Source organism: Pseudomonas sp. MWU12-3103b (genome assembly GCF_023100615.1).
Taxonomy (GTDB): Bacteria; Pseudomonadota; Gammaproteobacteria; order Pseudomonadales; family Pseudomonadaceae; genus Aquipseudomonas; species Aquipseudomonas putida_A.
Map to the genome: position 1 here is coordinate 1 of NZ_JALMEY010000047.1, position 587 is coordinate 587.

Annotated in this window: 1 pseudogene; it reads left to right on the top strand. The window is 58.9% G+C overall.

Features of this window, described 5'->3' with window-relative positions:
* Positions 1-587, top strand: a pseudogene (locus M0808_RS28405) (hypothetical protein); the annotation flags it as partial.

The window sequence follows — 587 nt, forward strand, 5'->3', positions numbered from 1 at the left end:
CGCCCAAGAAGAAAATCTCTGCCCCCCATTCATTGCTGGACCCGATAGTGCTCGGGCGCCTCCTGCCTTCCGGCCAGTGGGGGATCAACCGGGCGGCGGTGTTCACTTTTCCCGACCTCGGCCTGCTGGTCGTCATCCCCGTCTGGGCCACCAAGGCTGTCGGCGATACCGTCAAGCTGCTGCTCAATGACCGTGAGGTCGACGGGCGTCCCATCATTGACCAGACCGAGCTCAAACAACCGACCCTCTTGTGGGTGGCTCCCCGTCATCTGCAGACAGGTCCTTACCAACTCACCTACGAAATCAAACAGCCCAATCAAAAAGAAGAGCGTCCGGACAAGCCCCTCAACCTCTTCGTCAAACTGGAACTCCCCGGTGGCCAGGACATCGACCCGCTCCCTGGTCACTCCAACCTGTACATGTACATTCCCCCGGAAATCGTCAACGGCGGTGTGGACAAAGACGTTGCCGAAGCGGGAGTGCCGATTGTCATCAGGTCCGAGTCCGGCAGCGGCTTGCCTTACCCTGACATCGCGAAGGACGACGTCATTCATCTCAGTTGGGGTGGCTTTTTTGAGTACTCCACA